The 22270-nt window shown below is 46.9% G+C and carries 22 protein-coding genes; 14 read left to right on the top strand and 8 right to left on the bottom strand.

Going from position 1 to position 22270, the window contains the following annotated elements; translation table 11 throughout:
- Positions 1-83: 83 nt before the first annotated feature.
- The 9 genes from DXT99_RS10950 to DXT99_RS10910 all read left to right on the top strand — a co-directional run bounded on the left by DXT99_RS10950 (position 84) and on the right by DXT99_RS10910 (position 9787).
- On the top strand, positions 84-614 hold the full coding sequence (locus tag DXT99_RS10950) for an Hsp20/alpha crystallin family protein (RefSeq protein ID WP_115565592.1): 531 nt from the start codon (positions 84-86) through the stop codon (positions 612-614).
- Positions 615-801: 187 nt separating this feature from the next.
- A complete protein-coding gene (locus tag DXT99_RS10945; RefSeq protein WP_115565591.1) occupies positions 802-2292 on the top strand; it encodes a Do family serine endopeptidase in 1491 nt (496 codons plus the stop codon).
- A gap of 165 nt (positions 2293-2457) precedes the next feature.
- Positions 2458-4035 carry an L-piperidine-6-carboxylate dehydrogenase gene (gene amaB / locus DXT99_RS10940; RefSeq protein WP_115565590.1) on the top strand — a complete coding sequence of 526 codons (1578 nt, stop codon included), beginning with the start codon at positions 2458-2460 and terminating at the stop codon, positions 4033-4035.
- A 601-nt stretch (positions 4036-4636) separates the two neighbouring features.
- On the top strand, positions 4637-5194 hold the full coding sequence (locus tag DXT99_RS10935) for an RNA polymerase sigma factor (RefSeq protein ID WP_115565589.1): 558 nt from the start codon (positions 4637-4639) through the stop codon (positions 5192-5194).
- Positions 5195-5221: 27 nt separating this feature from the next.
- On the top strand, positions 5222-5854 hold the full coding sequence (locus tag DXT99_RS10930; protein ID WP_115565588.1) for a flagellar basal body-associated FliL family protein: 633 nt from the start codon (positions 5222-5224) through the stop codon (positions 5852-5854).
- The gene (locus DXT99_RS10925; RefSeq protein ID WP_246000649.1) at positions 5835-7013 is read left to right on the top strand and encodes a DUF4097 domain-containing protein; all 1179 of its coding nucleotides are present in this window, start codon (positions 5835-5837) and stop codon (positions 7011-7013) included. The genes DXT99_RS10930 and DXT99_RS10925 overlap by 20 nt, the downstream gene beginning before the upstream one ends.
- Positions 7014-7148: 135 nt before the next feature.
- Positions 7149-7598 carry a RidA family protein gene (locus DXT99_RS10920; RefSeq protein WP_115565587.1) on the top strand — a complete coding sequence of 150 codons (450 nt, stop codon included), beginning with the start codon at positions 7149-7151 and terminating at the stop codon, positions 7596-7598.
- 11 nt (positions 7599-7609) lie between these two features.
- Positions 7610-9424, top strand: a complete 1815-nt coding sequence (locus DXT99_RS10915; RefSeq protein ID WP_246000648.1) for a MutS-related protein — start codon at positions 7610-7612, stop codon at positions 9422-9424.
- 120 nt (positions 9425-9544) lie between these two features.
- Positions 9545-9787, top strand: coding sequence for a hypothetical protein (locus DXT99_RS10910; protein WP_115565586.1), 243 nt, complete (start codon positions 9545-9547; stop codon positions 9785-9787).
- A gap of 70 nt (positions 9788-9857) precedes the next feature.
- On the opposite strand, the gene tsf is transcribed toward DXT99_RS10910, so the two are convergent.
- From tsf to DXT99_RS10880, 6 genes are all read right to left on the bottom strand, one after another.
- On the bottom strand, positions 9858-10694 hold the full coding sequence (gene tsf, locus DXT99_RS10905; protein WP_115565585.1) for a translation elongation factor Ts: 837 nt from the start codon (positions 10692-10694) through the stop codon (positions 9858-9860).
- 136 nt (positions 10695-10830) lie between these two features.
- Positions 10831-11598, bottom strand: coding sequence for a 30S ribosomal protein S2 (gene rpsB, locus DXT99_RS10900; protein ID WP_115565584.1), 768 nt, complete (start codon positions 11596-11598; stop codon positions 10831-10833).
- A gap of 21 nt (positions 11599-11619) precedes the next feature.
- Positions 11620-12006, bottom strand: a complete 387-nt coding sequence (gene rpsI / locus DXT99_RS10895) for a 30S ribosomal protein S9 (protein WP_115565583.1) — start codon at positions 12004-12006, stop codon at positions 11620-11622.
- Positions 12007-12010: 4 nt separating this feature from the next.
- Positions 12011-12460, bottom strand: a complete 450-nt coding sequence (gene rplM / locus DXT99_RS10890) for a 50S ribosomal protein L13 (RefSeq protein WP_115565582.1) — start codon at positions 12458-12460, stop codon at positions 12011-12013.
- Between the two features lie 233 nt (positions 12461-12693).
- Positions 12694-14454 carry a M56 family metallopeptidase gene (locus DXT99_RS10885; protein WP_115565581.1) on the bottom strand — a complete coding sequence of 587 codons (1761 nt, stop codon included), beginning with the start codon at positions 14452-14454 and terminating at the stop codon, positions 12694-12696.
- Between the two features lies 1 nt (position 14455).
- A complete protein-coding gene (locus DXT99_RS10880; RefSeq protein WP_115565580.1) occupies positions 14456-14821 on the bottom strand; it encodes a BlaI/MecI/CopY family transcriptional regulator in 366 nt (121 codons plus the stop codon).
- Between the two features lie 214 nt (positions 14822-15035).
- Here DXT99_RS10880 and DXT99_RS10875 point away from each other — a divergent pair, with 214 nt between their 5' ends.
- Entirely contained in the window at positions 15036-16277 is a 1242-nt protein-coding gene (locus DXT99_RS10875) for an ABC transporter permease (protein ID WP_246000646.1), read from the top strand.
- A gap of 22 nt (positions 16278-16299) precedes the next feature.
- Positions 16300-17280: an NAD(P)H-quinone oxidoreductase gene (locus DXT99_RS10870; protein WP_115565579.1), complete on the top strand. Its 981-nt coding sequence runs from the start codon at positions 16300-16302 to the stop codon at positions 17278-17280.
- A gap of 135 nt (positions 17281-17415) precedes the next feature.
- Here the strand turns inward: DXT99_RS10870 and DXT99_RS10865 are convergent, their stop codons facing one another.
- Entirely contained in the window at positions 17416-18132 is a 717-nt protein-coding gene (locus DXT99_RS10865; RefSeq protein ID WP_115565578.1) for an RluA family pseudouridine synthase, read from the bottom strand.
- A gap of 381 nt (positions 18133-18513) precedes the next feature.
- On the opposite strand from DXT99_RS10865, the gene DXT99_RS10860 reads away from it, so the two are divergent.
- The 3 genes from DXT99_RS10860 (at position 18514) to DXT99_RS10850 (ending at position 21185) form a co-directional block, all read left to right on the top strand.
- Positions 18514-18846 carry a serine hydrolase gene (locus tag DXT99_RS10860; protein WP_181885095.1) on the top strand — a complete coding sequence of 111 codons (333 nt, stop codon included), beginning with the start codon at positions 18514-18516 and terminating at the stop codon, positions 18844-18846.
- A gap of 79 nt (positions 18847-18925) precedes the next feature.
- Positions 18926-20443, top strand: a complete 1518-nt coding sequence (locus DXT99_RS10855) for a sensor histidine kinase (protein ID WP_115565576.1) — start codon at positions 18926-18928, stop codon at positions 20441-20443.
- A 70-nt stretch (positions 20444-20513) separates the two neighbouring features.
- Positions 20514-21185 carry a LytR/AlgR family response regulator transcription factor gene (locus DXT99_RS10850; RefSeq protein WP_115565575.1) on the top strand — a complete coding sequence of 224 codons (672 nt, stop codon included), beginning with the start codon at positions 20514-20516 and terminating at the stop codon, positions 21183-21185.
- A 42-nt stretch (positions 21186-21227) separates the two neighbouring features.
- On the opposite strand, the gene DXT99_RS10845 is transcribed toward DXT99_RS10850, so the two are convergent.
- Entirely contained in the window at positions 21228-22268 is a 1041-nt protein-coding gene (locus DXT99_RS10845) for a sensor histidine kinase (protein ID WP_115565574.1), read from the bottom strand.
- Positions 22269-22270 lie beyond the last annotated feature (2 nt).

The following is a 22270-nucleotide window of genomic DNA, read 5'->3' as shown; positions in this document are numbered from 1 at the left end:
ATGATTTAGCAGGATAATATGGTTGGTACAGTTTTTACTATACCGTAGTTGTAACCATGTTAAACTAAAAAAGGAGGTATAAAATGGCACTGAGCAGATACAATGGCATGCAGGAAAGTATGCCGAATTCGTTTAGTTCGATGTTAGACAGGTTCTTTAATGAGTCTGTAAACACAAGAAATTTTTCCGACTTTACACCACATGTAGATGCCTGCGAAACTGACAAAGGCTTTGAATTAGAGTTGGCGTTACCGGGTGTGAAAGCAGAGGATATCAACATAGATTTTCAGGAAGGAAAGCTAACGATTACAGGTGAGCGCAAACTGGAGAAAAAAGAGGATGGCCGACGCTATCATATGTTGGAAACTCAGTATGGCTCCTTCAGCAGAACCTTCTACCTGCCTGATAAAGTGAATCCTGATAAAATTACGGCCAACTTCCAGGATGGTGTGCTGTTGGTAAACGTACCGAAGGATGAGCACAAAACTATGAAGCGACAGATTAACATTACTTCTAATTCTGGTAATAATAGTAAAACAAAAGAGGTAGAACGAAAAGCCACAGCTGCCTCCGAGAACGGAAATACAGAGAAAGGAAAGTCTAAAACGGCTTAAGAAATAAAAGGTTGCTAAAAAGAAAAGGAGGCCCAAAAATTTGGCCTCCTTTTTGTTATCTGTAAGAAGTAGATAAGATAACTACCACATTTGCATATACTACCGTATACTATTATAACGTTATCAATCTACAATATAGACTAGAGCGAATATAAATATTATACATATAAAGACTAAAACTAATTACATGAAGACAAAGCAGTTTATCCTTGGCGTTGCACTTTCAGCTGTTCTGGGCGGTAGTGTAGCGGTAGGTAGCTACAAGCTGTTAGAAGATGGAAGCATTGTTTCAATCGAGCAGCAGCAGCAGAATCCTATCGTTCGCTATACCAGCGATATGCGTAGCAGCAATGCAATTGTGCCGGAAGGCCTTAATTTCATAAAAGCAGCACAGGTATCTACGCCAGCCGTAGTACACGTAATGACGGAGTATAGCGGCAGAGCCACAGCCCGTGGCAATAGCCCGATGGACCCGTTCTTACGCGAGTTCTTTGGTGACGGCTTCGGCGAGCGCGCACCGCGTGGGCCGCAGATGGGCTCCGGTTCAGGCGTAATCATTGCCTCAAACGGATACATCGTAACGAACAACCACGTAATTGATAAGGCCGATAAAATCGAAGTAGTAATGGATGATAAGCGCCGTCTCACGGCTACGCTTGTCGGTAGTGACCCTACTACAGACATTGCCTTGTTGAAGGTGGATGCTGATAAGCTCCCTACCGTACGTTACGGGAACTCTGATGATTTGCAGATTGGAGAATGGGTAATTGCCGTTGGTAACCCCATGAACCTTACTTCTACTGTAACAGCTGGTATCGTGAGTGCCAAAGGCCGTAACATCGATATCCTGCGCAGAGGTAACGATATGGCCATTGAGTCCTTTATCCAGACTGATGCTGCCGTGAACCCTGGTAACTCTGGTGGTGCCCTTGTAAACCTGAATGGTGACCTGGTGGGTATCAACACAGCGATTGCCTCACAAACAGGCTCTTTTGCCGGTTATTCTTTTGCCGTGCCATCTGCCATTGTGAGCAAGGTAGTAGACGACCTGCTGAAGTATGGAGAGGTGCAGCGTGCCTTGTTAGGTGCCTCTATCCGTGAGATTGATGCTTCCTTCGCAAAAGAGCAGAATCTGAAAACACTGAATGGTGTATACATCAATGATGTAACGGAGAACAGTGGTGCCAAAGAAGCTGGTCTGCAAAGTGGAGACGTAATTGTTGCCATCAACGGAGCCAGAGTAGGCAAGTCTTCTGAATTACTGGAGCAGATTGCCCGTTACCGCCCTGGCGATAAAGTAAAGGTTGACTACCTGCGTGCCGGTAAAGAGAGAACAGCCAACGTAACGCTGAAAAATCTGAACAACAGCGTAGAGCTTGTAAAGCGTAGCAATGCAGAGCCCATTAAGTTCGATGGTGCTACATTTGAGCCGGTAAGCAGACAGGAATTAAGCAAACTGGGCATTACGGGTGGTGCTAAAATCACAGACGTAAGCGACAGCGAGTTCCGCGATACAGGTATGAAAGATGGGTTCATCATAACTAAAATCGACAGATTCCAGGTGAAAGAGCCCGCTGATGTTGAAAGACATCTGAAAAATGTTGACAGTGGAGTGGTATACATCGAAGGTGTTTACCCTGACGGTCTGAGAGCTTACTACCCAATCGGGAAAGAGTAAGCCCAGCATATCCTAAACCTACAGAAAGCTTCTGCATCTTGCAGAAGCTTTTTTATTTTTTAGCTTTGTATAAGGGCATGATTTGTCTTTTGAATCTTAGAAAGGCACTTTATAAAGCCTGAAGAAGCTATTTAGTCCCCTTTCCATTAAAAACAGGTAAAACGTATGAAACAGACAATTGACCAGTTACCGCTAAACAAAGAAATAGCTGACGTGCTGCAGCAGCTTGGCGTAAAAGATAAGAACCCCGCCTACAGCACCGGCCTTTCCTGGGGTGGGCAGGAGGGCGGCACTACCCGTAGCATCCATTCCCCGGCCGATGGCAACCTGATTGCTACCGTGCACATGGCCACGCCTGAACATTATGATAAAGTGGTGGAGGCAGCGCAGGAGGCTTTTAAAGTATGGCGCAAAGTTCCCGCTCCGAAGCGGGGCGAAGTGGTGCGGCAGATTGGTAACAAACTGCGCGAGCACAAAGAGGCATTGGGTAAACTGGTGAGCTACGAAATGGGCAAGATTCTACAGGAAGGCCTGGGTGAGGTACAGGAGATGATTGACATCTGCGACTTTGCGGTAGGCCTGTCGCGCCAGTTGCATGGCTTTACCATGCATTCTGAGCGCCCGGAGCACCGCATGTATGAGCAGTACCACCCGTTGGGTGTGGTGGGCGTTATCTCGGCTTTCAACTTTCCGGTAGCTGTCTGGAGCTGGAACACCATGCTGGCTGCTGTATGTGGTGATGTAGTTATCTGGAAGCCTTCAGAAAAGACACCACTGACGGCTATTGCCTGTCAGCATATTATCCGGGATGCCCTGGCCGAAAACGAAATACCGGAAGGCGTCTTTAACCTTATTATTGGGGATGCAGAGATTGGTAGCCTGATGAGCCACGACAAACGCGTGGCGCTGATTTCAGCGACAGGATCCACCCGCATGGGTAAAAAAGTAGGAGAGGCCGTAGGAGCCCGTTTAGGAAAGTCGCTGCTGGAGTTAGGGGGCAATAATGCTATTATCCTGACCGAAAACGCAGACCTGGAGATGGCATTAAACGCTATTGTGTTTGGTGCTGTTGGTACCTGCGGCCAGCGCTGCACTTCTACCCGCCGCCTGATCGTGCATGAGAGCCGATATGAGCAGGTAAAAGAGCGCCTGCTGAAGATATATCCCAACCTGCCGATTGGCCATCCACTGGATAGCACCACACTGGTTGGCCCGCTCATCGACAAGGATGCTGTAAGTGCTTTCAACAATGCTTTGGAGAAAGTGCAGCAGGAGGGTGGCACACTGCTGACAGGAGGTGACGTGCTGAGCGGGGAAGGCTATGAAACCGGCACCTATGTGAAGCCTGCCATTGTAGAAGCAGAAAACCATTACGAGATGGTGCAGGAAGAAACATTCGCGCCCATCCTATACCTGATTAAGTACAGCGGTGAGGTGGAAAGTGCCATCGAGATTCAGAATGGTGTGCGGCAGGGATTGTCATCGGCTATTTTCTCTACTAACCTGCTAGAGACAGAAACTTTCCTGGGGCACTGGGGCTCCGACTGCGGGATTGCCAATGTAAACATCGGTACCTCAGGTGCTGAAATAGGCGGTGCTTTTGGGGGAGAGAAAGAAACAGGAGGTGGCCGCGAATCCGGCTCCGATGCCTGGAAAGTATATATGCGCCGCCAGACCAACACCATCAACTATGGGCGTGAATTGCCACTGGCACAGGGTATACAGTTTAAGGTGATGGATTGATTTCACGCTACACAAAGTCCCGGCGGGACTGAGGATTAACTTTACTTCACAACACAGGCGTGGATAAGTGGATAAAATCAGTTTGTGCAACGGGCTGAAATAATTTCCCTGTAATTACTCCATTTGATGTAAAGATTAAGAGGGTTTATACACCTGTTATACATATTAAGGCATAAAAGAGCCAGCTGTGGGAACATAGCTGGCTCTTTCTGTTTCTGCTCCATTTAAGAATCAACAGCTTTAGCCTTAGTTATCCACAATTGTGCATATACTACATGTGGATATGTGGAAAAACAAAATTCAGCCTTAGGTTTTAGGTGCTGTTAAAGCCGCATATGTATACTCCCTAATATATAGAATCTATATTTTTGCTTTCAACATGAAGAAGATGAAGCAGATACGTTCATTTTGTGTTATACACATCTGGCTGTGGATAATGTGGAAAAGTGGACAAGTGAAAAATACTTGAAATTATTTTGCAACTTAATGCAACCTCGGGCCATTGGCTGTGTCTTTAGTGCAGAAGTAGGAAGGAGAAGGATGAAAGAATAAAAGTCGTAAGGGCGCAGCAAGTGGTTTGCGAACGCTAAAACATAACACCTTGGAGAAACTCAGTTATCAGGACGTAAATCACCACGTGATTGATCGCTGCAAGAGCGGCGATAACAGAGCCCAGTATGAGCTGTATAAGCTCTACTCCAAGGCAATGTTCAACGTGAGCATGCGCATCACAAATGACTATGCAGAGGCGGAGGATGTGCTGCAGGAAGCTTTTGTGAGTGCCTTTAAGAACCTTCACTCCTACAAAGCAGAAGCTTCATTCGGGAGCTGGCTCAAGAAGATTGTGGTGAATGCGGCCATCAATGCCATCCGGAAGCGGCGCTCCGAACTGGTGCCTATGGACGAGCGCGTTGTTGGCGAGGTAGCTGACGAGGTGTGTGAAGACGATTCAGAGTGGCAGGTGGCAAAGGTCCGGCGGGCCATACAGCAATTGCCGGATGGTTATCGGGTGGTGCTGAGCTTATACCTGCTGGAAGGCTACGACCATGCTGAGATTGGCGAAGTGCTGGGTATAACAGAATCCACTTCAAAATCGCAGTACAGCCGGGCTAAAAAGAAATTACTGGAGATAATGAAAGAGCCGCAGTTTGTGGTCTGAAATAAAATATATGAAGAGAACTTTACCATGGAAGATAAACTGAAAAAGTTTGCAGACGAGCACCGGGATGAGTTCGATGTATTCGAGCCCCGGACGGAGCTGTGGCAGAACATCTGCGAAGAGTTGCCACAGAAGCGCAACACAGCAAAGGTGATCAGCATTAAGTTTGGTGACAGCGCCAGTTTCAGCGCCAACTCCATGTTCATGCGCATTGCAGCGGCTATTGTGCTGCTGGTGGGTTGCGGCCTCACGCTGTTCCTGATGAAGAGTAATGCGCCGGAGGCCGGCAATACAATAGCAGCTACAACGGCACCTCCTGTAAATAATATCGCGCCTGAACTGGCTGAGGTGGAGGCCTACTACGTGAGCCAGATAGAAGAGAAGAAAAGCAAGCTGAGCGAGTACGACCTGAAGGTGCTGGGGCTGGATGACCAGCAGGAGATAGACCAGGAGCTTGCCCGCCTCGACAGCAGCTATATTCAACTTAAAAAGCAACTATACACAACTCCAAATACGGACGAAATAGTTGGTGCCCTGATCCAGAACCTGCAGATACGGATTCGGGTGCTGAACCGACAACTGGAAGTACTCCAGCGGTTAGAACAAATAAATGAACAACCCGACTTAGAACCTCAAAGAGATGAGACCACGAATGTATAATTTTCTACGCTACACGCTGGTGTTGGCACTGGCACCTACACTGGCCTTGTCGCAGGGCAAAACCCAGGGGCCATGTCCCGATATCTCGGTTGACCTCTCTGGCCTGAGTGCCCTTTCAGAAATAAAGCTTGCAAAGCTGGAAAATATGGAAAGCCTGACAGAACAGATTGAATTGACTGTTTTTGAAAGCCTTAAAAGTTTGGAGCATCTCGAAGACCTGAATGAGCAGATTACACGCTACCAGACAGGTGATGTAACGGCAGAAGTAGCTGCTTATGATGTTGAAAAGCGCAAGACGATTGATAAGACGTACAAAGTTAGCAGGTCAGACATGCTCAACATCGAGAACAAGTTTGGCAAAGTGCACATCAACACTTGGGATAGAAATGAGGTACACGTAAAGGTGGATATTATTGCGCGTTGCGTCACTGAAAGCATGGCCCAGGAAATTCTTGACAAAATAAAAGTGCTGGAGAGCCGTGAGGGAAGCACCATATCCTTTAGAACACGCATTGAGCCGATGCGCGTCTCGGGTAATAACAACAAGAGCTTCGAAGTGAACTACACCATCAGTATGCCGGAAGAAAACGCGCTGACAGTGAAAAATACTTTTGGGGATGTTTATTTAGCTGCTCTGAAAGGTAAAGCCGATATCAATGTAAAGCACGGTGCGCTCAAGTGCGACAGACTAAGCAATTCAGGAAACATCGTGACGCTGGCTTATGGCTCTGGCTCCTGCGGCTACTTTAACGGGGGCAGCATGGATGTATCTTACGGGGATATGAATGTAGAAGGAGCTAATGGCCTGCAAGGCTCTTCCAAGTTCAGTGATTTTAAAATTGGCAGCTTGGGAGAGACAATGGAGATGGATGTAAAGTATGGCACATTTGCGGTAAACAATATCAGCAAAAACATCAGAAAGATTACGCTGTCGAGCGGCTTTACACCTATCAGCCTGACTTTTGACCCCAATACCGCCTTCAATTTTGATGTGAACGTACAGTTCGGAGATTTCAGGTTCGATAAGTCTTTGGTTAACATTACCTCCCTGGAAAAAGGCCATACCTCAGCAGAGTATAGAGGAGCCTATGGAGGTACATCTCCTAAAGGTTTGGTAAGTGTAAATTCCAAATACGGGGATGTGAAGTTTATGAAATAAGCTGTTCTGAAACAGTTTTACCTATTGTTTGTTGTAATTGAGTTTGTTAAGGTGAGAAAGGAGCTGGCAGTATGTCAGCTCTTTTGCTTTTAAACGTACAGAGGGGATAATCCACCATTCTTTTTATCTTTGACTATGGCAAATGAAAAAGAGCCCTTCACATCATCTAAAGCACCGGAGCCTGTAGGTTTGTACCCGCATGCGCGCCGCGTCGGAAACCTGCTGTTTCTATCGGGTGTAGGCCCCCGCGAACGGGGTACGAAGCAGATACCGGGCGTAGAACTGGATGAGGCAGGCAACATTGTGGCCTACGACATTGCGGCGCAGTGCCATGCAGTGTTCCGGAACGTGCGTTATATTCTGGAAGAAGCCGGTTCCGGTTGGGCAAACTTAGTGGACGTGACTGTGTTTCTGACAAACATGAAGGCTGATTTCACAATCTATAACCAAATTTACGCCGAGTACTTTAAAGACAATCAACCTTGCCGTACTACGGTGGAGGTAAACAGGCTGCCAACTCCTATTGCTATCGAACTCAAGTGCATCGCCACCATGGGTGCACCGGAGAAGGAAGAGGCAGCATAACCCTTAATTTTGTGAGCAAAACAAGAGAAGAATTATATACATCCCGCGCCGAAGCAATCGCCGGAGAAGAGAGTAAAGCAGCATCTAAATCAAGCCTGGTGTCCTGGCTTCGGGTAGCTGTGTTTGTAGCCGGTGTTGCTGTAGCATGGTATTTTTTCAGTAACTACCAAATGGCGGAGGGAGCTATCAGCGTGTTGCTGTTCTATGCCCTGTTTATAGTTGTGCTGCGCTGGCATAGCCGCCTCGACTTTAAGCACCAGCAACTGGTGCTGCTGCGGCGTGTAAACGAGCAGGAGGTGGAGCGGCTGCAAGGTAAATTAAAGAACTTTGATGGTGGCAATGCTTTCATCAACGATCAGCATCCGTATACCTCTGACCTCGACATATTCGGCCAGAATTCGCTATTCCAGCTGATGAACCGCTCCGTGACAGACATTGGGAAAAGCCGCTTAGCCTCCTGGTTTCGCGCAGCAGCTTCTCCATCAGAGGTGGCACTGCGGCAGGAGGCCGTGGCGGAACTGGCTCAGCCTGAGCAGTTAGACTGGCTACAGGCTTTGCTGGCCCTCCCGATGCACTACAAGCACGACCAGCAGCCGGCTGATGGTTTTATTGCCTGGTTTTCTGATAAGACATTTTTCAGGCAGCATCCCTGGGTAAAGGTGCTGTTGTTTGTGCTTCCGCTCTTGACGCTGGCGGCCATTGCGGCTTGGTTTTACGGGTTCAGCGGCTGGATAGCAGTGGCCTTCCTGCTGGCGCAGTTCTGGCTGGCGTATAAGTTTCGGGTAGAGCGGGATGAGTACTACGAGAAAAGCATCGGGATATATGAAGCCATGCGCAGCTACACAAAACAACTGCAGCATATAGAGCAGCACCAGTTTTCAGCACCCAGGCTACAGCAACTGCAGCAGGGCCTGAAGCGCTCGGGTACGTCCTCCGCAAACCTGTATAAACTGGCTAACATCATCGACTATTTCTCCTGGCGCCTCAGCACGCTCATGGCCTTTTTCCTGAACACCATCCTGATGTGGGATTTCGTATGGATGTATCGCCTGGAGAACTGGCGGGACAAATTCCTGCCGCAGCTGAAGGAGTCTTTAGATATTTTGGCAGAAATAGAGGCTTTAGCAAGTATAGCCGCTTTCCAGCATGCACATCCGGAATATGCAGTGCCGCAGTTAAGTCAGCAGCCTTTCGAGTACAGGGCAGTGGCCTTAGCGCATCCCCTGATTTTCTCGGTAAGGCCCGTTGCCAATGATTTTGAGACACAGGGTATCGGCCACACGATGGTCATCACGGGCTCTAACATGTCTGGTAAAACAACGTTCCTGCGTACAGTGGGCATCAACATGGTCATGGCTCTGATGGGCGCTCCTGCATGTGCTGACCGCTTGATTGTTGCTCCGGCACAGGTATACACGGCCATGCGCACAGCAGATAACCTCGCGGAGAATACGTCCTCTTTTTATGCTGAATTAAAGCGCCTGCGCATGCTGCTGGAACTGACGGAAAAGGGGCAGCCTGTCTTCTATCTTTTGGATGAGATTTTAAAAGGCACCAACTCCCGCGACCGCCACCTGGGGGCTATGTCGCTTATCCGGCAGCTGCACCACCGCAATGCCTCCGGCCTCATCTCTACGCATGATTTGGAATTGGGAGCCATGGAGGAAGAGTTACCGGGAAGCGTGCAGAATTACAGCTTCAACAGTGACATTATAGGCGATGAAATCAGGTTCGATTACAAGCTAACGAAAGGCATCTGCCGTAGTTTTAATGCCAGCAAGCTCATGCAACTCATGGGCATCGATATAGCAGAAGAGAAAGTCTGAAGCCTGACAAATGAATTTAGAAGAAGGATTTTATTATAAAGGATAAAAGGCTTTACTGGCAACACCTTTCCATGGCTTATCCTCTTTAGTAGCACATTAACCAAATTAACACATCAAAATATGAGAACTGTAGCCGACATACCAAATCCGAACATGAAGGTCACGCTGATGGCCTGGAACGGGAAATACCTGATCAAGCTGGAAAAAGGAGACTTTGAACAGACATATAAAATAAGCGAAATGGACGTAAATGGTGATGATGGCGCGAAAGAACTCCTGGATGAGGATTTTTTGGAGGCAGCCATGAATCGCTTTACAGATATGCGCGATGCCTTTGTGTCGACGGTCAGGCGGAATGGGTAAATCGTAAAAAAGTATAGCCATAAAAAAAGCCCGCTGTAAGGCGGGCTTTTCTGTTATTATTAGGTTATGATTAACCGATAGCTACACGCTTAAACTCAGTTACTGTCATGCCTTTGTTAGTCTTGTCAAGCAACTGGGCAATTGAAAGAGAAGAGTCTTTTACGAACTCCTGGTTCAGCAAAGTGTTTTCTTTGTAGAACTTGTTCAGCTTACCCTGCGCGATTTTCTCCAGCATAGCTTCTGGCTTGCCTTCGGCACGCGCCTGCTCTTTACCAACCTCGATTTCACGCTGAACAGTAGCGGCATCCACACCGTCTTTGTCAACTGCAATTGGCTTCATGGCAGCAATCTGCATCGCTACGTCTTTACCAACTTCAGTTACTTCTTCTTTGCCGCCAGTATTTGTTAAACCTACCAGCACACCTAACTTACCGTTAGAGTGGTCGTAAGAAACTACTTTTTCAGCAGAAACAGTCTCGTAAGAAACAACATCAATTTTCTCACCGATTTTACCCATCAGGTCCGTGATGTGGTCTTGCAGTGAACGGCCGTCAGCCTGTGGTGTTGCTAAAAGTTCTTCTTTAGAAGCTGCTTTTGTAGAAACGGCAACATCCAGCACCTGCTTCGCCAAGTTGCGGAAGTCTTCTACTTTAGATACGGGCTCCGTTTCGCAGGCAACTGCTACTACTGTACCTGTTGTGCCATCTTCGCTTACCTGTGTCAGAACCAGACCTTCAGAAGTAGCGTTGTCGGCACGCTTGTTTGCAATTTTCTGACCTTGCTTACGCAGAATATCTTTAGCAGCCTCAAAGTCGCCGTTAGCTTCTGTAAGTGCCTTCTTGCAATCCATCATACCTGCTCCGGTTTCCTGACGGAGTTTGTTAACATCTTGTGCTGTAATAGCCATGATCTTTATAATTAAGAATTATGAATTAGTAATTAAAATTATTTCTGTGATGGAGCCTGAACCCCTAAAACAAACTGAACATTGAAGCAGCTGGGCTCAATGTTCAGTTTATTATAGTGCAATATGAACTTTAAGCTTATTGCTCGTCAGCTTCTTGCTTTGCTTTGATGCCTTCTTCTTCAGAACGCTTACGCTCAGTTTCCTCTTTGTCCACCTTACGCTCAGACAAACCTTCTTCGATCGCCTTACCTACCAATGATACGATAAGCGACACAGACTTAGAAGCATCGTCGTTTGCAGGGATTGGGAAATCTACCTGCTCTGGGTTAGAGTTTGTATCGCAGATAGCGAAAACTGGCAGGTTCAGTTTCTGAGCCTCTTTTACGGCAATGTGCTCACGCTTTACGTCAACAATGAACAGCGCTGCAGGCAGTCTTGACAGGTCAGTGATACCACCAAGTACGCGGTCAAGCTTCTCACGCTCACGGGAAAGCATCAGCTTCTCACGCTTTGCAAGGGCTTTAGACTGCTCAGGGTCTTTCATCATTTTGTCGATGGTAGACATCTTTTTCAATGACTTACGCACAGTAGCGAAGTTCGTCAGCATACCACCTAACCAACGGTCAGTTACGTAAGGCATCTTCAGGCGTTTCGCCTCTTCAGATACGATTTCCTGCGCTTGCTTTTTAGTAGCTACGAATAAAATCTTACGACCAGACTTCGCGATGTTCTTGATAGCAGCAGTAGCTTCATCAAGGGCAACCAGCGTTTTGTTCAGGTCAATAATGTGGATACCGTTTTTCTCCATGAAGATGTACGGTGCCATCTTCGGGTCCCACTTGCGGGTAAGGTGGCCGAAATGCACACCTGCCTCAAGTAATTCTTTATAATTAGTACTAGCCATGTTGTAGATACACCTTTAAAATTAACGTTTACTGAACTGGAATGAACGACGTGCTTTACGCTTACCGAACTTCTTACGCTCTACCATACGAGGGTCTCTTCTCATGAAACCTTCTGCCTTCAGAGCTGGCTTGTTCTCGCCGTTTTCTTCTACCAGTGCTTTAGAGATAGCAAGTCTAAGTGCTTCAGCCTGGCCGCTTACACCACCACCTTTTATATTGGCTTTAATATCGTATTTGCCAATTGAATCCAAGGTTTTTAAGGGCTGATTCACAATAGTTTGAAGTACTTCACTCGGGAAGTATTCCTTGATATCTCTACCGTTAATAGTGATATTCCCTTGCCCAGGCGTCAGGTATATGCGCGCCACCGAGGTTTTTCTTCTACCAGATGTATTGATAACTTCCATTAAATTAAATATTGAGGGTTAGTTCTTTTGGTTGCTGTGCGGCAAAAGGATGCTCGCTTCCAGCAAATACGTGCAGATTGCGGAACATCTCGCTGCCTAATCTGCTTTTAGGTAACATGCCTCGTACAGCACGCTCTACCAATAGTGTAGACGACTTCGCCTTCAGCTCGCGTGGAGAAGTTTTCTTCTGACCGCCTGGGTATCCAGTGTGTGTCAGGTAATACTTCTGGTCCCACTTACGGCCTGTAAAACGAGTGTCATCTGCATTGATGATGATCACGTTGTCTCCGCAGTCAGTGTTAGGAGTATACGAAGGCTTGTGCTTGCCTTTCAGGATCTTAGCAACTTCCGATGCTACACGACCCAAGCTTCCTTGCCCAGCATCCACAATCACCCAGCCTTTGTTGGCTGTCTTCTTGTTGACATACTGGGTTTTATAACTTAAATGATCCATTTTTAGTGGTTGTAAGCGATTTATTTATTTAATTATGATTCTTCAGTCATTGAAAAATGGACACAAAGATAGAAGTTAATATTTGTATATGCAACAGATGCTGTAGAAATAAGCTGTGTAACAGGTAAATAGTAGTCGATGCACGAGTGAGTCAAACTCTCCGTCAATAACATCGCCCTTCTGAATCAGTAAAAATCTGATTCGGAAGGGCGATGGCCTTATGTGGTGTTTTATTAATTTTCTATTCTTACTGGCGGAGGTGGAGGTGGCAGCGCGGGCAGTGTGCCGTACTTGCTTTCGGCCATATCCATATTGTAGTCGTGGTCTAAGTCATAGGTTTCGGTGTCTCCGGATTTCAGGTAAACTACAAGCATCCGCACTTTTCTGCCAAAGCTGTCACCTATCATCCATCCTAACTGCTTCACCTCCGGGTTCCGCTTCAGAAATGCGCTGTGGTCTTCATGGATATTAGATGCGTCCGGGATGTATACAGGAATGTCACTTCTTACTGGTGGAGGTGGAGGCGGTAGCGCAGGCAGTTCCCCATATTTGCTTTTAGCTGCTGCTGTATCAGAGCCATTGCTTAAATGATAAGTTTCGAAACCTCCGGATTGTAAGTGAATGACAAAGCCTTCTACCTCTCTGTTATTCCTGCTTGCCACCCAACTTATCGATTTTACCGCTGGGTTGCGTTTCAAAAACTCTTTGTTTCGGCCAGCAGGGTCTGGAAATCCTATGGGATTGTCAATGCGGGAAGTTGATGGAGGCAGCTCTTGCTTAGAAGGAACAGGTGGCGCCGGCAGAGCTGGAAGTTCTCCATATTTGGCTTCAGCAGCGGAAACGCTTTTTTCATCATCCAAATCATACATGTCTGAGTCACCGGAATTCAATTCTATCACAATTGATCTTTGTGCAATGCCTTTTGTAACCTCATGTATCCTGCCCACATGTTCCACCTCCCAGCTTACATGTTTCACCTCAGGGTTTCGTTTCAGGAAGTTTTTATAATCTTCAGGGGCAGTGGATGCATCAGGTGCATATATTTCAACATCAGGAATTTCATCTTCTACATCAACGCTATATACTTGTGGCTGTGGAACAGGAGGCGATATCATGTCTGCATCGTTTTCACTACAGGCTATCAATAATATCGGCGTGACTATAAGCGGTACAAGTACGGCATATCGGGCAACATGCATCAGAGAAGACTTTTTCTTGTTCATCATAACGATTCTTCTTTTTAATGATGGAAAATTAAACTGATTGGCGAGCTGCGGTTCAGATGTGCCTGCAGCTTTCAGGAGGAGGTACTGGTAGGCTTTTCTGTCTGTTCCTGCGCTCATTACATGCTGGTCGGCAATAAACTCCAGGTTTTCTTTCATGGCCTTTTTCATTAGCCACCCTCCAGGGTTAAACCAGTAAAGCATTGTGCTCAGTTCCGCCAGCAGCACATCCAGGGTGTGCCATCCCTTTACATGGATTAACTCATGCCGGAGTATGGATTTGAGTTCATCTTCTTTATGCTGTGCCGGGTTCAGGTAAATGGTTTGCCAGAAAGAAAAAGCTTCCCTGATGCCGCTGATCTTTCTAAAGTCTATTCCCTGATAAGAGGCAGGTTCAGAAGCACGGTGTAAAGCGGAGAGCGATAGAAACTGCAGTATTAACCTGCCTGCCATTACAACGGTGCCAAGCCAGAACAGCACCACAGGTATAAGCCAGTAGTCAATAGCTGTAGTTTGCTCAGGCATGGCGGTAGGAGTAGGAGCCCAGGCGGGTATGGCAGCATAAGTTTGGATTACCGCCAGTTCCTCGTGCTGGCTGAGCAGCACAGACAGCTCAATGAATGGATGCAGGATCGAGAACAGCACACCGAACACCAGGAACAGGCGGTTCAGATGGTAGAAGGTAAGCCGCCGCAACACGAAGTGGTATGCCAGGTAAAAAAGCACCAGTGCTATATTTACTTTCAGGAGATATAGAATTAGCGCTGGCATATCATTCCGCTTTTTTGTTCTCGATCATGTCAATAATCTCTTTCAGTTCATCTGCGCTTATCTGCTTTTCCTTTGCAAAAAAGGCCACCAGTTCCTTGTAGGAGTTTTCAAAGTAGTCTCCCACAAAGCCTTTCATAAATTTTTTCTTATAATCTTCCGCATAAATCAAGGGTGCATAGCGGTAGGTGTTGCCTAACTTTTCACTCGAGAGGTATCCCTTTTTCTCCAGGTTTTTCACCGTGGAGGCAAGTGTTGTGTAGGGCGGCTTAGGCTCAGGAAGTTTCTCCAGAAAGTCCTTGATAAATCCGCCACCCAATGTCCATATTACCTGCATGGCCTCCTCCTCTTGTTGCGTTAGCTTTTCCATAGGGTTACGATGTTTTCGTATGTTTACGAAATTTTCGTAATAAAAGTAGGTAAATCACTTAATTTTTTTCCAAGGTTTGTTTAAGAGCGCCTCAGCCATGTTTATTGGGGGGAAATTAAAATTCTCCAGAAGGTAAAAGCAGTTGGTTGTTGATTGTAAAAAGCGGGAGCGAAAGGGTTATTAGGATTTTAGCAGAAATATTCTGAATATAACTATGACGCTGAAAAATCTTATGCTCAAGAAAATCTACCTCTCCTTCTCGCTGGCAGTCCAGAACATACGTTCACGTTTGTTTCATACTTTGCTGTCCATACTTGGTATTGTGATAGGTGTGGCTGCCCTGGTCACCGTCCTTTCTCTGATAGACGGGATGGAGAAATTCGCGCACGATCAGATAACTAATACTACTTCGCTTAAGGCGGTCATGATCGAGACGAGAACCTACAAGCGTGTGAACAACGTGATGCTGGAGAAGCAGGATTATGGTTATATAGACTTTGATCGCTTCAAAACTTTTACGGGAGCCATGGAAATTCCTGCCACAGGCTATATCGAATTCAGGCAAAATAGCGAAGTGCTGCTGACTGACAGCAGTAAAGTCGGAGCTTCAGTACATGGTGTAAATACCATCCATCCTACAGTTGCAAGAATTGAAGCAGGCAGATTGTTTAATGCAGATGAGTTAGCAGCAAAATCCCCGGTTGCTTTCGTAAATGCTATTTTCGTAAAACAGGCAACAGGACAGGATTCTGTACAAAGTATGCTTGGGCAAACTATTACTTATCAGGATAAGAGAGTAGAAGTGATAGGCGTACTGAAGTCTGAGCAAATGGAGATGCCAAAAGTATATTTACCAATAAGTTTGTTTGCAGTTACCGAACTAAAACCAGTCCCACCCCGCGTGCTGTTTGAAGTAGAGAATGTAGAGCAGGTACAGGCTTTCAAGAAGCAGGCAGAAAACTGGCTGAAAGTAGAGTTCCCTGCCGATACAACAGATTTTGCAGTTATAACAAATGAAGCCAGAGTGGAGCAGGCGGCCAGGGGCTTTATGCTTTTTAGAGTAGTGATGGGCCTGATTGTAGGAATATCTGTTGTTGTGGGTGGAGTAGGGGTGATGAATGTACTGTTGATATCTGTTACAGAGCGTACCGTAGAGATTGGAGTAAGAAAGGCAACGGGTGCCAAGAAGAAAGATATTTTGATGCAGTTTCTTGCTGAGTCCGTTACGGTATCACTACTGGGTAGCCTGCTGGGGCTTATTGTCGGCATATTGGCTACACTTGCTATCGTACCTATAATAAAGGCCCTTACAGACGTTCCTTTTCAGGCGGCTTACACAATAGATACCTTTCTGATTATATCAGTCATTGCGATTATCGTAGGAGTAGTATTCGGGACCTATCCTGCCACCAGAGCCGCTAAGCTGGATCCCGTAGAAGCCATCAGAAGAGAGTAATTATTGCAAAAACCTGTTTACGATGAAAGCAATACTTGTTAAAGAGCCGGGAGGACCAGAGCAACTATACATAGGAGAATACGAAAAGCCATTGCCAAACCCATACGAACTGCTGGTGCGTGTGCATGCCACCGCCTTGAACCGAGCTGATACCCTTCAGCGGCAGGGGAAATATCCTCCTCCGAAAGGGGCTAGTCCTATACTAGGCCTGGAGATAGCGGGTGAGGTAGTAGAAGCTGGTATTAGCTGCAAGCAGTTTAAAAAGGGTGACAAAGTATTTGGATTGCTGCCAGGTGGCGGCTATGCCGAGTATGCCATCATACACGAAGAAATGGCCATGCCTGTGCCGGAGAACCTAAGCATGGAAGAAGCTGCCGCTATACCAGAGGTGTTCTTAACAGCCTACCAGGCGCTGGTGTGGCTGGGCAGGCTACACCCCGGAGAACGGGCACTGATTCATGCGGGGGCAAGTGGCGTGGGCACGGCAGCCATACAACTGGCGCGGGCACTGCAGGCGGAAGTGCTGGTAACGGCATCGGAACAGAAGCTGCAGGCATGCCTTGATTTAGGAGCAAACAAAGCGATTAACTACAAAGAAGCCGACTTTCAGGATGTTGTGCTGGCGCATACAAACAGTGAAGGTGTAGACGTGATTGTAGATTTCATTGCAGGGCCATACTTTAAACCTAACATTGAATGCCTGCGCCTGGACGGACGCCTGGTGCTGCTTGCCAGCCTGGGAGGTGGTAAAGTAGATGAGCTTGATCTGCGCAAAATCTTAATGAAGCGCCTGCACATCATGGGCTCCACCCTGCGCTCCCGCACACTCGGCTACCAGATGAAGCTGACGGAAGAGATGTGGCGCTTTGCCAAACCACATTTTGTAAGCGGACAGATAAAGCCTGTTATCGATACTGTTTTCGACTGGCAGCAGGCGGCAGACGCACACCGTTACATGGAAGAGAACAAGAACATCGGCAAAATTGTGCTGCGAATCAGTTAGACAAAAGACTGCCTGTTAAAAGGATAAAAGACTGGCAGTTGAAGGACGAAAGACTATATGAAGTGTAGGTGCACCTATACCAGGCACAGCTACTTCAAGTCTTGTGTCCTTTGTCTAACAGTCCTTCATCTATCACTAATGTGCCCGAAGCTGTTTTACCAGCACAGCAAAATCTTTCGGGTACGGTGCCTCTACTTTTACGGGCTCTCCATTCATCAGCACAAAGCCCAGGTTAAACGAGTGCAGGGCGAAGCGCTTGATCAGGGGCAGTTCCTCTGTTTGCTGCTTCAGGTTATAATGTTTCTTAGGTTTCAGGCTGCTGAGGTACAAAGGTTCACCTCCATACAATGCATCGTTCACTATAGGGGCCTTTAGATAAGCCAGGTGCACCCGTATCTGGTGCAGGCGGCCGGTTACCGGTAGGCACTCTATGAGCGTATGTCGGCTAAAAGTTTCCAGGGTGTTGAAGTACGTTTCAGCAGGTTTGCCATCTGGCGATAACCTGGCTACTCCTTTAGCACTGGGCGAAATAGAACGGTTTACCAGCTGCTCCTCAAACTTATGTGTGCCCCAGGCTACGGCATGGTATACTTTGTACACCTCGCGTGCCTCAAACTGCATCGAGAGGTGGCGATAAGCTTCTGGATTCTTTGCAAATGCCAGGCAGCCCGATGTGTCTTTATCCAGGCGGTGGCAAGCCTGCAGGTCGGGACTATACTGGCGGGCAATCTTGAGCAGGTTCGTGGTATTGGGTGTGCGGTCTTCCAGCGTCGAAAGGAATGGCGGCTTGTTTACCACGATAAAATCCTCGTTCTCGAATATAATCAGGTCTTTAAAAACCGGGTATTTCATGTGTGCTATACTATAAAATCAGGTACAGCTATGGTGTACAGCTGTGCGAGCTGCAAAGATACGCAAATTTGGCGTGTGCTGTATTTTGTGTGCGTGTACGGCAGGTGATGTACCCTGATACGAAGCTGTTCTTCCCCTTTTTTGTCCTTTTATCCTGTTCATCCTTTCATCCTGAAAATCATAGTTCGTTTCGTCACATCTTTTTCGGCCTTCATCACATTTAGTTTCTATTGCTCTGAACGTTGCCTAACCTTGCTCATAATAAGTCTGAGTATCACAGAATCTATAAGTACTACTATTATGAGAGCTTCTATATTAAAAAGACTATTGTTAGGGAGTATCTGTGGCATTGTTGTTTTCTCACTCGGAGTGTTAACAACAATGGGCCTCGCTTCGCAAGCGCACATACCAGATGGCGGTTCTCTGCAGGCGGAGAAACATAACTACAATGATATAGCCTACAACTTGCTGAGCGAAATTATGGGCAGGGTAACGGGAACTCCTTACGATGATATCGTGGAGCTAGAACTGCCTCAGCCGATCAAGCTTGGACTTCACTATTCAAGCGTGCGGTTGGAAGGTGGCTTCGGCGAAGTGGAGCTCCGGAAATCAGTGGCCATTAACGGCAGAAAGCTGGCTTCGCTTCCTGATGTTACAAATCCCGAGAGGGTAGAGGCTATCCGTCTGTACACCTATGCACGCTCGCAAAACTGAACAACCTGTTCTGTCACTTTTTCTTAGGCTTTCATCCCATTTTTTATTTTTCCTCACGGCATTAAATTATAATTGTTATATGAATGATCTTACTCTGAAAAATTTCGTGGATAAACCTATCCATTTCAGCAAAGTAGAATTTTGGGCAGCTACCACCATCTTTGTTTTTGCGGTGCTTTCTCTTTTAACTGCAGACAGCCCAAACAAGGTCTTTTTTGATGAGGCAGGCATTTCTTTTTACTATCATCAGAACTACTTCTTTCCTCAGCTCATCCGGTACACGTTACTTTACCTGTCTTTTTTAGTGCTTAATTTTCTTGTAGTTCCTAAGCTGATAGAGAAGAAAGCTTTGTTTCTAAATATCCTCTTGATAGTCGTCCTGTTTCTAGTAATGGGGATTGCGATCGGAACGATAGATACTTATACCAAAAACTACCTGTTTACCAGGTTTGGAACCCAGCAGCAGACTTATGAACATATATTTCAGAATAGCTTCCATCACGCCTTCTGGCTGCTGCTCATGTTTGGGTTTTACTGTGTTATCAAATATAGTGCTGTCTATCTTCTGACTAATTCAGAAGCTATACAGTCTAAATACAGGATGATAACCCGGGACGGCCTTGCCGCTTTTGTGTTGTGGATGGTAAGTATGTTCTTGTTATTGATTGTAGACGCAGACGTGGAGATAGTTGTGTTTTGGGGAGCTGCAGGACCATGTGGCATCCTATTATACTGTTATTCCTTCTATGATCTTATTCCGAACTCCTTGAGTAAAAAGAGGCCTTTTATTGCCTACCTTTTAAAAGCCGTGGTCATATTGATCATCTCTGTAATACCAATAAGCCTGATAGCCATGCTACTCACACATGATGAAGACGCTGCTTTTGGCATCTCTCTGTTTAACGTTTTCTTCCAGTTATTTATCACAGTGCCTCTTTCCTGGGTGTTGTTTAAGCGCCACATAAGGGGGAGTGAAGAGGTGTATGTCTTGAAAAATGAACTGGGGCGGTCTAATGCCAACCTGGATTTTCTCCGCTCACAGATTAACCCGCACTTTCTCTTCAATACCCTTAACACCCTCTACGGCACTGCCCTGCAGGAAAACAGCGAACGCACTGCGCAGGGTATACAGATGCTCGGAGACATGATGCGCTTTATGCTGCACGAAAACCACCAGCAAAAGATACTGCTGGCCCGCGAGATTGAGTACATGCGCAACTACATTGCACTGCAGTCGCTGCGGACTTCCACATCACCTGACATTGTAATCCAGACAAAGATAGAAGATGTGGTGGCCGAGACATTTATTGCACCTATGCTGCTCATTCCTTTTGTGGAAAATGCCTTTAAGCACGGCATCAGCCTGAAGCATAAGTCCTGGATCAGGGTAACCTTATATTACGAGCAGGACAAGTTGTTTTTTGATGTCTATAACAGCACGCATGCAAAACAGGAACAAGACCCGGAAAAAGATAAGTCAGGAGTGGGGTTGGAGAACGTAAGGCAGCGCCTGGCCCTGCTGTACCCGGAGAAGCACGAACTGGTGATTAGAGAGACGCTGGAGGAGTTTTTTGTGCACCTGACACTCCAATTGTAAAGCAGGGGCAGTTGTATGGTTTATTTTCCGGAAAGAGGTATCTTATGTATGAATTACAGAAGCAGGTAGTATGAAGGCAATTGCAATAGATGATGAACCGATGGCGCTGGAGGTAGTGCGCTCTCATGCGGCTAAAGTGCCTTTCCTGGAACTGGAGGCCTGCTTCACAGATGCTTTCAAGGCGATGGAGTACCTGCAGAATGAGGCGGTGGACCTGCTTTTCCTGGATATCAAGATGCCTGACATCAACGGGTTGGAGTTTGTGACTAGCCTTCAGAAAAAGCCACTTGTTATTTTTACAACGGCCTACTCAGAGCATGCTGTTACCAGCTTTGAGCTGGATGCTATTGATTACCTGCTAAAGCCTTTCGCACTTGCCAGGTTCCTAAAGGCCTGCAACAAGGCGCAGGAGCTGTTGCAACTGCGCAGCAACCTGGTTGCCCCCAAAGATTACGTTTTCCTTAAAACTGGCTACGAGCAGGTAAAGGTGCATTATGATGAGATTCTGTACATGGAGGCTGCCGGCAACTATGTAACCTTTGTACTGGAGGATAAGAAATTGCTTTCGCGGATGACGATAAACGAGCTAAGCGAACTCTTGCCCGCCGATAAGTTTACCCGTGTACACCGCTCCTATATTGTGGCTAAAGACAGGATTGACAAAATAGAGCGCCATCAGGTTTGTGTGAAGGGGCATTATGTGCCTGTTGGAGCATCTTACATGCAGCAGTTGCAGGTATAGCTCAGGCTCCGGCAGATAAAAGGAGGGGCAGGATGTAACTGATTAATCCTTCTTCGCCTTTTGCAGCTTAAAACGAATGGTGGTGCCTTTGCCTATTTCGCTTTTAACGGCTATCACGGAGCGGTGGGCCTCCACAATATGCTTGCAGATGGCCAGGCCGAGGCCGGTGCTGGTTGTGTCGCGGGCACGGCTTTTGTCAATGCGGTAGAAGCGCTCAAATATGCGGTTTATGTGTTCCTGGCCGATGCCTTTTCCGTCGTCCTTCACAGTTACAGTGTACTTCTTGCGGCCTTCGTCGAAGTACACCCATATATTGCCTCCCTTATGGCCATACTTAATGGCATTGTCCAGGAGGTTGATGAACACCTGCCGTATGCGGTTCGGATCGGCAAACAGCATAATGTTTTCATCCGGGGCAACCTCTAAGTGAAAATTAATTTCGTGCTGTGCGGCTTTTTGCTCCAGTTGCTCGAACACTTCCTGCACCAGTGGCACTGCATCAAAGTTGCGCTTCTGCATTTTTACCACGCCCTTCTCGAACTGCGAAATGCTGATCAGGTCCTGCACAAGGGCATCGAGGCTATCCAAGCTTTTGGCTGCTTTCTGCAGGAACTTATCGCGCACGTTCGGGTCGTCTACTGCCCCATCCAGCAGCGTATGTATGAATCCCTGCGCTGCGAAGATCGGCGTCTTCAGTTCGTGCGACACATCGGCCAGAAACTCGCGGCGCATCGACTGCAGCTGTTTCAGTTCGTCTATTTCCTGCTGTTTCCCCGCTGCAATCATGTAAATGTCTTCTTTGATCTTCCTCAGCGGGTCTGCTGTGAAGGTCGACCTGCTTGCTACCTGCTTAAAGTCCTGCCGCCTTAGCTTCTCCAGGCTGGAGTACACGTTTTTAACTTCCCGAAACACCAGCGCCTCGTAAGAAAAGTAAAGCAACAGAAAGCAACAGATGAACACGATGACCAGTGCAACGATAAAGCCTTGCCAGGAAAAGTAGGTGGCTAAAGCAAGAAAGGCGGTGAGCACAAGTGCTACCGCCAGTGAAACTAATAAGGCAAGCGTACGGGAGGTAAAATTCATTC

Origin of the sequence: Pontibacter diazotrophicus, assembly GCF_003367245.1 — a bacterium.
GTDB classification, from domain to species: Bacteria; Bacteroidota; Bacteroidia; order Cytophagales; family Hymenobacteraceae; genus Pontibacter; species Pontibacter diazotrophicus.
This window is presented reverse-complemented; position numbering and strand designations above follow the sequence as displayed.

Excerpts from the sequence above, each read along its gene's own strand:
- DXT99_RS10950 (WP_115565592.1), top strand. The coding sequence starts at position 84 with ATGGCACTGAGCAGATACAATGGCATGCAGGAAAGTATGCCGAATTCG.
- DXT99_RS10945 (WP_115565591.1), top strand. The coding sequence starts at position 802 with ATGAAGACAAAGCAGTTTATCCTTGGCGTTGCACTTTCAGCTGTTCTG.
- amaB (WP_115565590.1), top strand. The coding sequence starts at position 2,458 with ATGAAACAGACAATTGACCAGTTACCGCTAAACAAAGAAATAGCTGAC.
- DXT99_RS10930 (WP_115565588.1), top strand. The coding sequence starts at position 5,222 with ATGGAAGATAAACTGAAAAAGTTTGCAGACGAGCACCGGGATGAGTTC.
- DXT99_RS10925 (WP_246000649.1), top strand. The coding sequence starts at position 5,835 with ATGAGACCACGAATGTATAATTTTCTACGCTACACGCTGGTGTTGGCA.
- DXT99_RS10920 (WP_115565587.1), top strand. The coding sequence starts at position 7,149 with ATGGCAAATGAAAAAGAGCCCTTCACATCATCTAAAGCACCGGAGCCT.
- DXT99_RS10910 (WP_115565586.1), top strand. The coding sequence starts at position 9,545 with ATGAGAACTGTAGCCGACATACCAAATCCGAACATGAAGGTCACGCTG.
- tsf (WP_115565585.1), bottom strand. The coding sequence starts at position 10,694 with ATGGCTATTACAGCACAAGATGTTAACAAACTCCGTCAGGAAACCGGA.
- rpsB (WP_115565584.1), bottom strand. The coding sequence starts at position 11,598 with ATGGCTAGTACTAATTATAAAGAATTACTTGAGGCAGGTGTGCATTTC.
- rpsI (WP_115565583.1), bottom strand. The coding sequence starts at position 12,006 with ATGGAAGTTATCAATACATCTGGTAGAAGAAAAACCTCGGTGGCGCGC.
- rplM (WP_115565582.1), bottom strand. The coding sequence starts at position 12,460 with ATGGATCATTTAAGTTATAAAACCCAGTATGTCAACAAGAAGACAGCC.
- DXT99_RS10885 (WP_115565581.1), bottom strand. The coding sequence starts at position 14,454 with ATGCCAGCGCTAATTCTATATCTCCTGAAAGTAAATATAGCACTGGTG.
- DXT99_RS10880 (WP_115565580.1), bottom strand. The coding sequence starts at position 14,821 with ATGGAAAAGCTAACGCAACAAGAGGAGGAGGCCATGCAGGTAATATGG.
- DXT99_RS10875 (WP_246000646.1), top strand. The coding sequence starts at position 15,036 with ATGACGCTGAAAAATCTTATGCTCAAGAAAATCTACCTCTCCTTCTCG.
- DXT99_RS10870 (WP_115565579.1), top strand. The coding sequence starts at position 16,300 with ATGAAAGCAATACTTGTTAAAGAGCCGGGAGGACCAGAGCAACTATAC.
- DXT99_RS10865 (WP_115565578.1), bottom strand. The coding sequence starts at position 18,132 with ATGAAATACCCGGTTTTTAAAGACCTGATTATATTCGAGAACGAGGAT.
- DXT99_RS10860 (WP_181885095.1), top strand. The coding sequence starts at position 18,514 with ATGGGCCTCGCTTCGCAAGCGCACATACCAGATGGCGGTTCTCTGCAG.
- DXT99_RS10855 (WP_115565576.1), top strand. The coding sequence starts at position 18,926 with ATGAATGATCTTACTCTGAAAAATTTCGTGGATAAACCTATCCATTTC.
- DXT99_RS10850 (WP_115565575.1), top strand. The coding sequence starts at position 20,514 with ATGAAGGCAATTGCAATAGATGATGAACCGATGGCGCTGGAGGTAGTG.
- DXT99_RS10845 (WP_115565574.1), bottom strand. The coding sequence starts at position 22,268 with ATGAATTTTACCTCCCGTACGCTTGCCTTATTAGTTTCACTGGCGGTA.